The 14,727-nt window shown below is 58.0% G+C and carries 10 protein-coding genes and 2 pseudogenes; 6 read left to right on the forward strand and 6 right to left on the reverse strand.

The window, feature by feature from the left end; translation table 11 throughout:
* Nucleotides 1-219: 219 nt before the first annotated feature.
* The 4 genes from AC1DQ3_RS17095 to AC1DQ3_RS17110 all read right to left on the reverse strand — a co-directional run bounded on the left by AC1DQ3_RS17095 (nt 220) and on the right by AC1DQ3_RS17110 (nt 5,309).
* Nucleotides 220-744 carry a hypothetical protein gene (locus AC1DQ3_RS17095; RefSeq protein ID WP_477121358.1) on the reverse strand — a complete coding sequence of 175 codons (525 nt, stop codon included), beginning with the start codon at nt 742-744 and terminating at the stop codon, nt 220-222.
* A gap of 65 nt (nt 745-809) precedes the next feature.
* Nucleotides 810-3,365, reverse strand: coding sequence for a fimbria/pilus outer membrane usher protein (locus AC1DQ3_RS17100; RefSeq protein ID WP_477121359.1), 2,556 nt, complete (start codon nt 3,363-3,365; stop codon nt 810-812).
* A 132-nt stretch (nt 3,366-3,497) separates the two neighbouring features.
* Complete coding sequence (locus AC1DQ3_RS17105; protein WP_477121360.1) at nt 3,498-4,373, reverse strand: fimbria/pilus chaperone family protein; 876 nt, start codon at nt 4,371-4,373, stop codon at nt 3,498-3,500.
* A 156-nt stretch (nt 4,374-4,529) separates the two neighbouring features.
* Complete coding sequence (locus AC1DQ3_RS17110; RefSeq protein WP_477121361.1) at nt 4,530-5,309, reverse strand: DUF1120 domain-containing protein; 780 nt, start codon at nt 5,307-5,309, stop codon at nt 4,530-4,532.
* Between the two features lie 832 nt (nt 5,310-6,141).
* Between AC1DQ3_RS17110 and AC1DQ3_RS17115 the strand changes: the two genes are divergently transcribed.
* A complete protein-coding gene (locus AC1DQ3_RS17115) occupies nt 6,142-6,798 on the forward strand; it encodes a response regulator (protein WP_477121362.1) in 657 nt (218 codons plus the stop codon).
* A gap of 84 nt (nt 6,799-6,882) precedes the next feature.
* Here AC1DQ3_RS17115 and AC1DQ3_RS17120 read toward each other — a convergent pair whose 3' ends face one another.
* Nucleotides 6,883-7,800: a DUF1120 domain-containing protein gene (locus AC1DQ3_RS17120; RefSeq protein ID WP_477121363.1), complete on the reverse strand. Its 918-nt coding sequence runs from the start codon at nt 7,798-7,800 to the stop codon at nt 6,883-6,885.
* Nucleotides 7,801-7,953: 153 nt separating this feature from the next.
* Here AC1DQ3_RS17120 and AC1DQ3_RS17125 point away from each other — a divergent pair.
* Nucleotides 7,954-8,112, forward strand: a pseudogene (locus tag AC1DQ3_RS17125) (IS110 family RNA-guided transposase); the annotation flags it as partial.
* A gap of 292 nt (nt 8,113-8,404) precedes the next feature.
* On the opposite strand, the gene AC1DQ3_RS17130 reads toward AC1DQ3_RS17125, so the two are convergent.
* Nucleotides 8,405-8,782: a hypothetical protein gene (locus AC1DQ3_RS17130; protein WP_477121387.1), complete on the reverse strand. Its 378-nt coding sequence runs from the start codon at nt 8,780-8,782 to the stop codon at nt 8,405-8,407.
* On the opposite strand from AC1DQ3_RS17130, the pseudogene AC1DQ3_RS17135 reads away from it, so the two are divergent.
* The 4 genes and pseudogenes from AC1DQ3_RS17135 to AC1DQ3_RS17150 all read left to right on the forward strand — a co-directional run.
* Nucleotides 8,738-8,890: pseudogene (locus AC1DQ3_RS17135) on the forward strand (IS6 family transposase); the annotation flags it as partial. The gene AC1DQ3_RS17130 and the pseudogene AC1DQ3_RS17135 sit on opposite strands and share 45 nt — an antisense overlap.
* Nucleotides 8,891-9,196: 306 nt before the next feature.
* Nucleotides 9,197-9,376: a hypothetical protein gene (locus tag AC1DQ3_RS17140; RefSeq protein ID WP_477121364.1), complete on the forward strand. Its 180-nt coding sequence runs from the start codon at nt 9,197-9,199 to the stop codon at nt 9,374-9,376.
* 825 nt (nt 9,377-10,201) lie between these two features.
* The gene (hfq, locus tag AC1DQ3_RS17145; protein ID WP_477121365.1) at nt 10,202-10,549 is read left to right on the forward strand and encodes an RNA chaperone Hfq; all 348 of its coding nucleotides are present in this window, start codon (nt 10,202-10,204) and stop codon (nt 10,547-10,549) included.
* Nucleotides 10,550-11,116: 567 nt separating this feature from the next.
* Nucleotides 11,117-14,605 carry an SNF2-related protein gene (locus AC1DQ3_RS17150; RefSeq protein WP_477121366.1) on the forward strand — a complete coding sequence of 1,163 codons (3,489 nt, stop codon included), beginning with the start codon at nt 11,117-11,119 and terminating at the stop codon, nt 14,603-14,605.
* Nucleotides 14,606-14,727: the final 122 nt, after the last annotated feature.

Consider the following 14,727-nt stretch of genomic DNA (forward strand, 5'->3'; position numbering starts at 1 on the left):
GCTCGGTGTCTGATTAGCTTCTGCAGTCTGCGAATTGTCTGATTCATGCCATAGAAGATAAGCAGAACACGGTGAACCATTTTCGAGCGAAGGCAATAGACAAGGAAGCATGACATCCACCTAAAATTCTGGTGGACACCTGAACGCTATCAGGTCACACCAGAGCGGAAGATCGCTCCCCCCGCCGGGGAGCGCAGGGGGAGAAGTCGAAACGAAAGTCTATTGCAACGTCACTCTTGGAGTGACGGTGAAAGTGATCTTGCTGTCTGGCATGAATCCGCTGGGCACGAAGCCCGTTGCCTGAACGCTCAGCACGATGAGCGAGGCGGATGCTCCCGCTTTGGATAGATCCAGTTGCACGACTTCGTTCGCCTCAGTCACGTCCACTACCGGCGCTGGTGTGTTCTGCACATTGGAGATCATGTCGACCGGAGTCGCGCCGACCGTGGCCTTGGCAATTCGCAGGCGCATGGCGCCGGCCTTGCCGTTCGCATCCCACCGGAGCAGCTTGTTACCTGCGCTCACGACACCGGAGAACTGGAAGCGGGCTGTTACGATCGCGGGATTGCAGTTCACAGTGAGCGTGCCGTTGTGTGGCTGACCGACCTGTTGATAGCCTGGGGCGCTCACACCCGGCGCGCCCAACTCGGTGTAGTTCACCGTACCGAAGTCGACGTAGACCGGCACAAAAGTGACTGTGCATGTCGCGCTTGCCAATCCGGGAAGCCCGAGCGCGCAAGTCATCACCACGGCTCCTTGCCAGCCGCCTGCCGGTCGGGCAAATTGCCGCAGGTTATTCCTTCGCACCATCATTGGCTCCAGTTGCACCGCGCCGAGGCGGCTTCAAATACATTGTCGCCGGTCGCTGGCGCGGCTTGGATGGAACCGATCGTGCAGCGCTTGCCGTCGGCCAGCTCGATCGATAGTTCGTCCCCAGGCTCGAGTCCAGTCACCAGCACCTTGCCCTCAGCTGCCGCGGCGGTAAAGAATTCGTCGCCTCTGAACACCGTCGATCCAGCTGGCAGGAGGGTACCGTCGGGCAGCCGCACGGTCAGCATCAGGCGCTGCACCCGCTTCATGCCGGCATCCAGCTTCAGCACCGCGCCGCGGCTGACCTGCACCACCTGCAGGCCATTGTTGATGTCCACGTTCAGCGGCAATGTGTGGCCCGACACTTCGATGCGCGACTCTCGGTATGGGGGGAGCGCCGGGATCGCCGCCAACCCGTTCGGGCCCGACCACACGGGGCCCTGTGGCGTCTCGACGCGTGCGCCCGTCACATTGCCGGTCCTGACCGTGGCAAAGCTGTCCTGCGCGGTATAAGGCGTTAGCCCCACCCCGTCGCCGGTCGCCACGACCGATCCGCTAGCTTCGCCGTAGTAGCTGTCATAGCTGTGCGAGTGGCTCCATCCCAGAGACAGGCTTGTGTAGAGAGGGGTCGCGTAGGCTGACACAGTGCTCGTGCGGCTGCTTCCGGGACTGCCGCCTCCCTGCACCGCGATGCGATAACCCATGAATTCATTCACACGCTGATCAACCGATGTGCCCATACGCGTCACCTTGTCGTTGGTTTCCATGAAGGTGCGGCTGTTGGTGTTGACCCCGAGCGGAACGGTGAGATTTATATAGGCATAGTTGCTGCCTGGCACTTGTACCAGTCCCGCCTGCGGGTTCTGAATATTCAACGGCGTGAGGCGACTTCTGCGGTGCGCCAGCCCGACGTTGACCGTAATGCCGTGCCACGACTTGTTCCAGCCGAGCGTGATGCTGTCGCCCGGCGCGCCCTGGAAGTAGATCTCCCGCACCACGCTGGTCGATAGGGCGCCCAGCGCTCCAGCATTCCAGCTCAGATTGGCTCCGATCTGGTTGCGATAGCCCGAGGGGATCAGGGTCGCCGGCTGGGCGTAGGCCACGGCCTCCTGCAACTGGCGGTAGCCCGCCGTGCGCAGGCTTCCCGATAGGCCCAGCATCAGGTCCTTGCTAACCTGAACGCTGCTGGCGAGATTCATCTGCGTACCGCTCAGGTTGCGTGCGGTGTCGTGGGAGGCAAGCATCTGACCGAACAGCGAGACATCGCGATCGATGACCTGTGCATTCATCGCGATCCCGACGGAGGTATATCGGCTGGAAATCAAGCCGCCTGCGGTGCCTGACAACCATGGTAGAGAGGCGGGCGCCCAGCCGCGTGAGGCGATGAACACCGGCACATTGCGGTAGGTATGGTTGTATGTCTGGTCCCAGAGCTGGCCACCGGTGATATTCCAGCCTTTCTGTAGGCTGTTTCTCGTGGTCAGCAGCAGCGAGGCGGCGGGAATTGTAAAGGCCTGCTCAATGCCGGTGGCCTCTATCACCTTGACCTGCAGATCCGCGCCCCGGTTCTGTAGCGGATAGTCGCTGATGGCGAAGGGCCCCGGCGGGACCACGGTGGTGTATAGCAGCATATCGTTCTGGCGGATCTCCACCCGCGCGCGCGTGGACGCCACACCGGTGATGGCGAAGCTGGCCTGCTGGATCCACAGGGCTCCTTCCGGGAACCACTGCGCGCCCAGGATCGGGATGGCGGCGAAGAGCGGGTTCTGCGAGGTGATCCGTCCGACCTGCAGTACCTGGCGCTGGTCTTCGAAGGTTTTTTGCAGATAGGCAGCGCCCCAGCGCATCTGATTACTGGTGATACCCCGGGTGCTTGAGCCTGAGTAGTACTGCTCGGATCGCAGGATCCAGTCACCAGCGTTGAATCCGAGCGTGGTGTTCAGGGATTGGTAGCGGTTGCCGGGGGCGCCGCCGCTCGGTTGCGTCTGCTGTACATTCGCGCGGTAGTTGAGCAGTGCACCCAAGCCGCCAGAGTCCGTGCGCACGGCGCGCGGCACTGTTACCAGTTCTTCAGGCGGCACTACGATGTCGACTGCGGATAGCGACGGCTGCAGTTGTACCACCGTGCGGGGTGAGAAGCTGCGGTAGTCGGGGCAGACTTCCTGGGACGCAGGAATTGGCGCAATGGGCCGCAGCCCAATCAGACGCACGAACTCCGCCGTGAAGCATAGTTGACCGCGAGCATCGAACAGAGCCTGCTTGCGCCCCAGGGGGTTACCGTTGACGCTGACCTGTACGGGTTGGGCCCCAGGTATGAAGCGCGGTGCGCTGCGGAAGTAGTTGGAGATTCCGGGACTCAGCCCGCGCTCGCGCAGGATTTCCATGTCGAACTGCACATCCTGATTCGACTGGCCCGGGGGCGGCGAAGTCGGAGCCTCCTGCCCGGCCGAGGTTGTCGGCGCAGCTTGCTGCGCATGCAAGGGCAGCGCGGCAAAGAGTGCTACCATCGCCGCGCTGTTGGTGCGCTTCGTTGACCACTGGCTTAGGGTGCGCACGACGGAGCCGCCCGCTTCTACAGCGGTAAACGGTGGGAAGGGCTTCCGAGTGCGGTGCTCTCGCGCTTGGGCAGCACAGGGAAACACAGCTTGCGCACCATATGCGTTAGGGAATAGCCACGGCACGGATCTTCAGCGGATCGATGGCCTGACCAGGACTGCGTCATAGGGAGCGACTGCTGCGCCGTACAACGATGCAGGGAACGAACGAACAGCTGTCAGTTCCTCCGGCACCATATCCCCCGGCAATTCCGTACTCATTGTGTCTCCGGGCAGCAGGAAGGTGCGTTGGAGCGCTTCAACGCGTTTGACTTGTGGCATCAGATCCACCTCGCGTGACATACGCACCACGAAGGGACTAGGGTTGTGCACCGTGAGGGTCCTGCCCTCCAGCTTCCACTGAAGCTGTTCCCAAGGGTTCTCGACCTGCGCGAGCCCCTTGGGGGAAATGATCACTGGGAGGTCGTAGCGTACATTGACGCGCACGACTGACGTCCCCCTATTCTTGCTAACCGCCGGGATGCCCTCGAATGTGACGCGCTTGTAGTGTTGCACGGTCATCGGCTCAGCGGACTTCTCGAGCACGAAGCGCACAATCTGGCGTGACTTCGGTTCCATGCGGATGACCGGCGGCAGGGGGATAACCACCAGGCTCTTGTCTTCAGGCACGTCGATGATGCGCGTATGCAGCAGTAGCGGCGTAGAGTCGAGGTTCTTCAGCGCCATCTGGGCTTGGCCCTCATCCTCCGAGAGCAGAAGCACCGACAACTCGGGCTGGATTCCGCTCGCGCTGTCCGAAGGCGCCTGCGCCATCACGGAGAAGGAACACAGGGCCCATGCAGCCAGGATCCCTTTGGGACGATGGCAAGCGACGAAGAGGATTTTTATCAGGATCAAATTGTATGAGCGAAAGCCGAAGGGGTGAGCAGGAAGAAAGCGCAGAGCGGCACATCTCAAAGACGCCTTTTGACCGGTAATACGCAAAGTGGGAAAGTTGATCCGCGGCACTGCCGACTTTCCCAGTCCAGGATAGGTTTGCGCGTACCGGTCTGATCAAGCAGGGCTTCACTTGAGGAATGAATGTACAGTAGCAACCACTTACCTGCGTTGCCATGTACACGCCCCAATGATCGTATGGCCGTGAATGAAAAAACTCAAACAGCTTTACAGGATCGTCAAGGTGACCGTGCCGGAACCATCCAAAACAATATCTGACGTGGCGTTGTCTACCAGGCTCTTGTCTAGAAACACACCTACAGAAACGGGGCCCAAAATGTCGGTCAGCGCCCCTGGAGTGGTCGCATTCGCTGTGTCGGAGAACGTGATCGACTTGCTTGTCGAGAAGTTTCTTGCGTCGTACGAAGTCGCGGATGCCCAGGTACTTGACGAGGTCGCAACCCCGTTCGTCACGAGTCTTGTCGCCGGATTCGTGGCCGTGCCTGCGATGGAAGTCTTGATTTGTAACTGGTCAATGTTCAGGACCGCCGCGCCGATCCCGGAACCATTCTGCGTACCCAAGCCGAACAGCTTGTCCGCACCAAGAGTCGGGTGCAATGGGTGCCCCCCGGTGACCGTGGCAGCCCGGTTGTCGGTAACCGACAGCGACAACTTGGTCGGGTTCGGGCAATTCACGGCGAGCGTCATTTGCTTGGTATTAGGCATGGTATAGGCCGCACCCATGGAAACCAGGTCCCCGCGTGTAAGGTTTCCCCAGTCATTCAAACCGCCATTCCCCAACGTGATCGTGCATGGCGCAGGAACGATCCGTCCAGTAATGCTAAAGGTGGCCGATTGCGCGTGTACGCCGGCTGCGAAACCAAGTGCGATGGTGGTGAGTGCAATTTTCTTTATCATGATGTTCTTCTTTGGAAAGCGGATTGAATAATTAATAGTAAAAGTCAGAAGACGTTGGTGCTCACGATACGCCGCAGAAAAACGTAACATCAACTATCCACAGCCACGATGACGATATCGTAGGCAAAACGCCGTGCCATTGACATAGTAATAACTCTATTTCATCGTGTCGGAGATTACCCTGGCGAGGCCGGTACGTGATCGCGGATGGGAGCCCCTTTCCGGACACCCCGCACAGATGCCGGCGGGCCCAACTCGGGCATCCAATGTGGTGGCCCCGGGTAGGGATGCGGCAGTGTCCGGAGGCCTCGATGTCGGCAACGAACTCCCGGACGATCTCGGCTGATAGCTCGGCCACTCGAGTCGATCCACTGGTTTGCGTAGCGGCTGAGATAAAGGAAATAAGCGGAGACAGCGCGGACCTTCCTATAGCAATTTGCTCCGGTAATTACGGCCACGAAGAGGCAGCGGCTTCTTGAGCGTATCGCGGCAATGTTGTGGTGGGCTGCGGTGACATTCGGGTGACGGTCATCATCCGGCGGTTTGGCGTGCTGGATCAATGCCGGCCCTTCTCGTGGTAAGCTCTTCGTAAATGGGCATCCAGTATGCCGATATGGTGCGCAGGCCACTGTTGTCAGAGGCTATGCCACTGGCAGAATCGGCTGTGCGAAGCGCTATCCGCCAAAGTCGACTTTGGCACTGTCCCTTTATTTACGCCACGCACGGAGAATACCGCGCCAAGGGGGATTACGAATAATTCGTGAATTTTCGAGGATTGAAAAATTCTATATTAAGTTAATGATTCCCGCGAGGAAGGTCATGTGATGTATGGAGTTCGATAGTCCAAGCAGTATTGGGAGATTCGATGCCTATTTTCTCTTCTGTGGTATTGCATTGAACGGCGAAAAATCAAGGATAGACGATGCGAAGAAAAATACTGGTTGCGGACGATCACCCTATTGTCAGAGAAGCCCTGCAGGCGGCATTGGAGGCCTCGAACATGTTCTCCGTCACCGCCGATGCCAAAAATGGCAACGAAGTCCTTTCGGCACTGCGTAACTCATCATGGGATATCCTCATAAGTGACTATTCAATGCGGGAGGATGGCGTCGATAGCGAAGATGGTTTGCGCTTGATATCGCGCATCAAACGAGAGTTCCCGAAACTACCGATCATCGTGTTCACGATGGTGTCAAATACCGGCATTCTCTGCCGGTTGTCGTCGATTGGCGTCGATGGCATTGTATCCAAGGACGAGTCGCCAAGATTCGTGATCGAAGCTTGCTCCCATATCCTAAATTCCATGAACGCCGCTTGTTACCATTCACCGGCCATTCGTGTTCTGATCGATCATGCATTGTGTGGTGAAGGTGGGGAAAAGAGCATAGGCTGCCTGAGCGCCAGAGAGCTTGAGGTAGTTCGTCTTTATGCGTCAGGAATGTCTCTGACGGAGATCGCTCAGCAGGAGAAACGATCAATCACCACTGTTGCTACTCAAAAGATATCCGCCATGAGAAAGCTTAAGATTGCCACAAACACTGATCTGATAAAGTATGCATACGATGTTGGGCTTGTATAGGCGGGGCCACGTTGTAGCCGACAGCACCAGTTGCATACGACGCTGCGAATACTGAATCACTTTCCCGCATACATCGAGACCGCTCTATAGTAGCGTCAGCGTCAGGGTGCTGGAACCATTCAGGTTGATGGCAGATGTGGCGTGATTCACCATGGATTTATCAACGCGAATAACCATATCCAAATTCCCGGAGAGCTGGACCAATGATGCTGGTGCGGCGGCGTTCGTCATATCTGAGAACGTGATTGAGTGGGTCTTGGTTAGGTGATTTTTAAGCCATTTGTTGGGCGCGTTTGCCCAGATGCTGCTGGAGTCCGCCTGACCTCTCGTGATCAACGTGGTGGCAGGCGTTTGAGCCATTCCGGCGGGCGTTGTCTTGATTTTCAGGCCACTCACGCCAGCGATACCATAGGTCACGTGTCCGATATTCTGGCCATGGGCTGTTCCCATGCCGAACAGCATGTCCTGAGGTGTGGCGTCCAAGGTTCTGGCCGGGGCACCTTGATTGTCGACAAGCGACAATGCAATCCTGGTCGGGCCAGGGCAGTTCATTGCCAAAGATATCTGCTTTGGCACAGTAATTTGATACCAGGAATCCGAGCTAGTCATATCCGAGACCTGTAACGTGCCAAAATCAATAACTCCACCATCCCCGAGGACGATAGTGCAGGGAGGTGGGCTGACCGTGCCGTTGATGGTAAAGCCGGCAGACGGCTGTGCCTGCGCGTTGACGGTCGCAACGCAATACAGTACACCAGTAAGGATCTTTTTTACCATGAGTAAATCTCCTGAGAAAATTATGAAATAATATATTTTGTATTCAGGAAGCGTAAAAAATACTCGAAGTTCGGCGGCTGCGGCTATAAAGTACGGGAATACCAAACACAGGCTTCCATTTAATTTCGTTGCAGCGCTGGAAATGCCATGAATTTTTTGGCGTGGATGTGATAGCACCGCATGCCCGGCCTTAGGAAAGCGCCACCCCGAGCGGGTGGCATGCACTACCTATAAAAAGATATTAGACGCACCGCCGCGCCATTGAGATCGTAAAAATTCCATTTTACGGGGGCGGACTATTGGCAAGATTCGTCCTACGCGGGTCAAGATCCTATGAGGCCTCCAGGCGGTCGGCGAACTGAGGCCTAAAATGAGCGTGTGGGCCTTGAGCAGGCATACCGGACGCATTCCGAAGAGGTCGTGCTGGCGGCGTCACTGGAACTGGCCGCCAGCAAATGGAAAGTTGCGCTGCATGATGGCCTGCGCGACCACCGGGCCGTGCATACGGTCACGCAGCCCCAAGCCGCGGCCGGCCTCAGCGGAGCCCGTTTGACTTTCCGTTATACGAGTCGATGCAGCATCCGGCGGAAAGCGCGCTATCGTTGAGCGGTGATAGATCGGCTGCAAAGCCGGATTGCAAGCGAAATGAAACCATCTAGGGCTCTATTTTCCGGCTTTGCTTGTGCTCGGTTTCCGGATAATTGGTCTTGCTGGCCCCTGCATGCCACTCTCCCCGGCATCAGATTCCCCCTCCGTCGCGAGGGGGATTTTTTTAAGAGGCAGTCACATTCGATGATAAGCGCTCAAGAATCAGCGTCCGGTGTTTGCGTCAGGATTGCGAAGGCAGGGCCATTTTCCACGGATGCACAGTATCGTAATCGTTGGCGGTTTCGCCAGCAGCAATGCGTTGAGCAGCCAGGCAAGCCGCTGCACTACCTGTGCGGGCAATGGCCGAATGCTGTGCGTTTCGTTGAGAATGGGGCCTGGGCCAGGTGGACAACAACCCTCGAGGGAAGGCGAGGCAGCCCTTCTTGATCGGGAGGCGGAAGTGCATTGCCTCGTGGATAACCACGATAGCGATGCAAAATAGAAATAATTCTAAAATGTCGTCGTTAGCTATAAATAGCTTCTTCGGCAGCAAGGCGCCGCGGTATATTTCGTCCTGAAAAAGGCCGGGAACACTGCCGACTTCCTGCTGCGAGCGCACCGCGGAAACACCGCATCCCGTCGCTGCTTCGAAAGACGATCGCACGCAACGGTGCACCGGAGACTGTCACCGTGGACAAAGTCGGCGCCATTCTGGCGGCCTGATACACGCGGTGAGCTCGCAACGCGAGATCCCTATCGGCAATCCTTAAGGCAAGTACCGCGGCCCATAGGTGGTTCAATGCTCTTCGGTGCGCACGCATTACTGTCGGTGGAATTGAGATCATGCACGTGATTTCCAGGGGACAGATGAAATGCTCCAAAGGAATCCCCTTGTTCGCCGCGCGGAAATTCAATTCGCCGGCTTCATAAATCGTGCGTTCTATGGAGCGCATTGTCCAGCAGGCCTATCGTGAGGGAACCCAGCCATGGCGTCGCCAAGCCACGTTTCTCTACCGTGCGCGTCGAGTAAGCAATGCCATTCGAGCGCTTTCACCTCGGCCTGATCGGTGCCTGCCTGCTCGTGGCAGCCGCTATCGGAGGTTTTTTTGCCGGCGCCGAGCACATCCCGGAAGGCATGCTGATTGGCGCAGTGATTGGCACGGTGATTGGCGTGATAGTCGCGGTCTCGGTGCTCGAAGCGGGCACGGAATGAAATGGACAGATCGTGCGCAGGACGGCCGAGGGGAACGACGATCCTCAGCCACGCATCACAATCGGTACTCCCTATGTCTTCTTCAAATCGGCGTGATCATATTCCTTCTCCCCTTGGAGAGTGGCACGCAACGGGTATTCGACGCACACGTGCGTTCAATGCCGTCGCATTTGAATTTGTAGTAACAAATCTGCGCGAGCAGATTGGAATCGACATCGTCGGGCTGCTGAATAACATGGGAAATCCCACTCTATTCATCGAGAATGGGTTGGGCTCGCGGCAGTATCCTTCTACCTGGCAACATTAGGTTGTCGTCTACCTATCACGGCCCGTCTTAGCGCGGGCCGTCTTTCTTTGTTATGCCAGTCGAACTGAATTCGGTGGAAAGAGCGCTATCGCTGATCGGTGATAAATTGACTGCGAAGCGAGCTTGAGAGCGAAATGAATGCGTCTATGGCGTTATTTTCCGGCTTTGCTTGTGTTCAGTTTACGGATAATTGGCTTTGCTCACGGGCATCGACTTTCCCCTCCTTTGCGAGGGGTTTTTTTCTGATAGGCAGTCACATTCGATGGTAAGCGCTTAGGAATCAGCATCCGGTGTCAGGATTGTGAAGGCCGTACCTGACCGAGCGAACTGCCTCGTGCGATAGGCATCTCGTCACGCCCGCACTAGCTTGTTGCGGCGACGACCCCGAGGTATCCACGAGCTGGGCACGTTGTCGCTCAATATCGGAGAATTCCTATTTTGGCGAACGGTCCCCAGGATCATACTGTGGCGTCATCGAAACATTAGTCCATCCGACCTCGTCCCTCTACTCACATCACATGCAGTCATCACTCTCTTTCTCCAATTCGCAGAACGATTTCCTAACCGCAGCACGCAAGGAGCAGAAGCGCGTCGAGGTGTACCTCGTAAGCGGAATCAGGCTGATCGGTTCGATCGCGTCATTCGACCAGTTTGTGGTGATGCTAAGAGGGCCCGGCGGCATGCAAGTTGTCTACAAGCAAGCAATATCGACCATCCAGGAGCCGACCGGTGTCCGTCAGGTGCGTTCAGGCGCTCCTCGCGAAGGGCGCACGAAGTTCGGCAGTGAATCGACGGGTTGTCTTGTTGTCACGCGAAGGCGCCGTGTCTTAGGGGCCGATGGCGGAAAGTTCAACCCGGACAGCTGAAAGTCGGTACGCTACATTGATCCACCTCCAAATACTTGGACCAATGGAAGCGGAGACTTAAGTCGGTTGGCTATTCCATTGCTCCCCGTACCACGAATCCCGAATCCCGAGGCGCGCATAGGAAAGCAGCGATGATGCCTACGGGGTGCTTCGCACGATGCCGGAAACGTCCAATCTCCAGACGATTGGAATCGGTTGTTGGCCGAAGAGCGTGCTGAGAACCACCGCCTGCAGCGGTTTGCCAACGGGGCAGTTCGCGCTTAGCGATCCGATCCGGTCGGGCTCTTCCATCTTGGAAGAGCGAAATTCCGGAGGAAGCCGTTCTCCAGGCAAGTAAAAATGCAATTAATCGCCCAGATCCCGCCCCAACACTAAATCGGGGCTTGGCAACCGATGCCACCTCCAGAGGATCGGCGTGCGTCAAGGTAGATGTCGCCTCAGTCATCCAGCCAACCGGGAACCGAGCATCAAGTGTTCGGATCGGCGTGGACCGTTTCCGACCGACCCCATTTCCCCAATGCCCGGAACCTGAGAGAATCCGCGCAGCGTTGATGGAGTTTGGGCACAGTGGCAAGACAATCTTTCGGCAGAACATGGTGGGGCGAGCAGTGGCTCAATGCCCTGACACATATCGACCACGACAATCGCTTGCCGCGCGGACGGACCTATGCGAACAAAGGGGCGGTCAAGGATCTGGTCGTCAGGGATGGAACGATTCACGCCCGGGTACAGGGCTCCAGGCCGCGCCCCTACGCGGTCACGATTGCGGTGCCGCCGCTCTCCGCCGGGGATTCGGCACGGCTTCTGGATGAAATCGCGACCGAACCCGCCCTGATCGCCCGGATGCTCAACCGGGAACTGGATTCAGCGGTGCTGGATCACGCAAGCAGACTGGGCATTGCCGTCTTTCCCGCACAATGGAAGGACCTCGATATGCAATGCTCCTGCCCAGACTGGGCGGTGCCTTGCAAACACCTGGCTGCGGCGATCTATCTCTTGAGCCGGGAAATCGATGGCAATCCGTTCCTGGTGTTTGCATTGCGGGGTCTCGATCTGGTCGAAGCCCTGAAATCGCGAGACATCCATCTGGATCCGGAAGCTGGGGCTGCGTTGCCCACATTGACCGAGCTGCTCCCCACAGAAGCTGACACATCCGTTGATGCGGGGGATCTTGCTGCGCTTGATCAGCTCGATCTGTCCGGGATTCCGGACCTGACCGGTCCACTTCTGCATGTGCTGCCGGCCCAACCCACGTTCTTCCCCAATGGAGATTTTCGCGAGACGTTGCGGCGTCTGTTAGTCCGGGTGGGCAAGGGGGCGCGACAGGCAATGGATGCCGGCGCCGTCGGCGCTGGGAGCGTCACGTTTTCTGCCGATGATCGGCCGACGATTACGCTGGACACGAGATTTCACGCTTCGGTGTCTGGTACGGAGGACATCACCACCGTCGATGCTCTGGAAACAGCACTGGCTCACGTGGAAGCCAGCCGCTTGCCGGACCTGCAGCCCGAGGTGGCTGCGCTTTTCCACGTGAGGCTGATGGCGCTGCAGTTGATCGCACGTGGCGCGGTGGTCCCCCAGATCCTCCTGGAGGATACCGACACCGTCGTGCTGCGCTGGCTTCCGGCCACACTCGATGGTGTCGTAAGCGATCTGATGCAGCGCCTCGCCGCTGGATTGCCGTCCGGCCTGGTCGAGATGGGGAAGGGCAGAAAACGGGTGGTGCTCGCCAGGGAGGCTCAGGCAACATTCCTATGCTCCCTGTTTCTGAATCACTTCATCCACGAATTGTCAGATGGCGCCAGGGAAAATCCCATCGGAAATAAAACGCTGGCTTTGTTCTTTTGCATCGGGCGGGCACGCTACGACGGTCCGGGAGAGGGGGAGATTGCCGCTGGCATTCACACCTGGCTATCCCGATTCCATCTGGCGCAGCGGGAACTTGCACCGGTGCTGTGCATCGAGGAGGCGAAAGCGGGCCATTTCGGACTGGCGCTCGCGGTCGAGCATCGTTCGGCGGCGCTGGAGAAACCAGTACCGCTGGTCTCCGTTCTCACCGATCAGGCCTGGTCGAAGGCCCGTTTTGGCATTCTGCAAACGATCGCTCTCCTGGCCGAGTTTTTCCCACCGCTCAATGCCTATATCCGAGCGGGGGCCAAGGCTTCCATCAAGATTGCTGCGAATGAGCTGCCGGCCTTGCTGTTTGACACGCTGCCGGTGATCCGTTTGCTGGGAATTCGTGCGCTGTTACCGAAGGCGCTCGACCATCTGCTGCGGCCCCGCCTGTCCATGCAGATCAGAGGCAAGGCGGCTGACGCCGGAGGATTCTTTCACGCTGACGATATTCTTGCCTTCGACTGGAAAGTGGCCGTCGGCGATCATCTGCTGACACGCGCGGAGTTCGAAAGATTGGTCAAGGATGCCACGGGCGCCATACGTTTCAAGGGGGCGTACGTCTATCTGGATCCAAACGAGATTGAGCGCCTGCGTGCCCAATTGGCTAATCCATCGGCGCCTTCCGGCGCCGAGTTGTTGCGGGTCGCCCTCGCGGGCGAGTTCGCGGGGACGACCGTGGGCCTTGATGCGAAGGCCCGGAAGGTCATTCAGGACCTGGTGAAAGCGGGCAAGGTGCCATTGCCGCGTGGTATCAACGCCACCTTACGCCCTTACCAGCAGCGCGGCTACGCCTGGCTGTATCGCAACGCGCGCATCGGTTTGGGCAGCGTGATCGCAGATGACATGGGGTTGGGCAAGACATTGCAGGTCATTGCTACACTGCAAAAGCTCAAGGAGGAAGGTGCGCTTGACAACGGCAAGGCCCTTGTGATCGTGCCCACCAGTCTGTTGACCAACTGGCAAAAGGAAATTGGCCGTTTCGCGGCCACCCTGAGCGTTGGTATCTTCCACGGAAGCAAGCGGGAACTCGCGGCCGTTCGGCCCGATGTCCTGCTGACGACCTACGGCATCGCGCGTACGGCTGCCGCTGCCCTCCATGCATTGGCGTGGCGTGTGGTCGTGCTGGATGAGGCCCAGAATATCAAGAATCCGGCTGCCGCCCAGACCAAGGCCGTGAAGGCGATCCCGGCCACCTGTTTTATCGCCATGAGTGGCACCCCGGTGGAGAACCGCTTGTCCGAGTACTGGAGCATCCTGGATTTTGCCAACCGGGGATATCTTGGAAACCTCAGCCAATTCGCGCGGGAATATGCAACGCCTATTCAGATCCAGCGCGATCAGCACGTCGTGCAGCGCTTCAAGCGGGTGACGGCCCCTTTCCTGCTGCGACGCCTGAAATCCGACAAAGCCATCATCGCGGATCTGCCCGACAAGATCGAACAGGATCAATACTGCACGCTGACCAAGGCCCAGACGGCGCTGTACGAATCGGTGGTTCAGGAAGGATTGCGAGCCATTTCGGGAGAATCCGACACGTTCAAGCGCCAAGGGCTGGTGCTGCAGATGATTCTGGCATTGAAGCAGATCTGCAACCATCCGGCGCAATATTTGAAACAGGGGCTGGCCGACGTGGCGGCATCTGGCAAAGCGGAGCGTTTCTTTGAACTCATCGACGATATCCACGCCAGCCACGAAAAGGTGCTGGTATTCACCCAGTTCCGGGAGATGGGGGATCTGCTCTGCCGTTGGACGCGACAACGATATGGCCGCGATCCGCTATTTCTGCATGGGAGTGTCGCGCGAACCAAGCGAGATGCGATGGTCGAGCGTTTCCAGAACGATCGTACCGAGCGCGTTTTCATACTGTCGCTCAAAGCCGGCGGGACCGGGCTGAATCTGACCGCAGCCTCCAACGTCATCCACTACGATCTATGGTGGAATCCCGCCGTGGAAGCGCAGGCAACGGACCGGGCCTATCGCATTGGCCAACAGCGCAACGTTCAGGTCCACCGATTCATCACCCGCGCAACGTTTGAAGAGCGTATCAACGACATGATTCGCGCCAAGCGGGAGCTGGCCGACTTGACGGTTGGCACCGGCGAACAGTGGATCGGCAATCTCAGCGGGGATGAACTCAAGACACTGTTCAGCCTGGCGTAACGCCGAGTGCAGGGGACTGGGGTTGATATTGCGGGGCACTGCCCTTCGCCCTGGTTGCGGGCGTCGGCCATGCATTGGTCAAGCCGCCGGCACCGGTCCTCCGGGCAGTGATTCAAGCCGGC

It is taken from the genome of Cupriavidus sp. 01T418 (genome assembly GCF_056398885.1).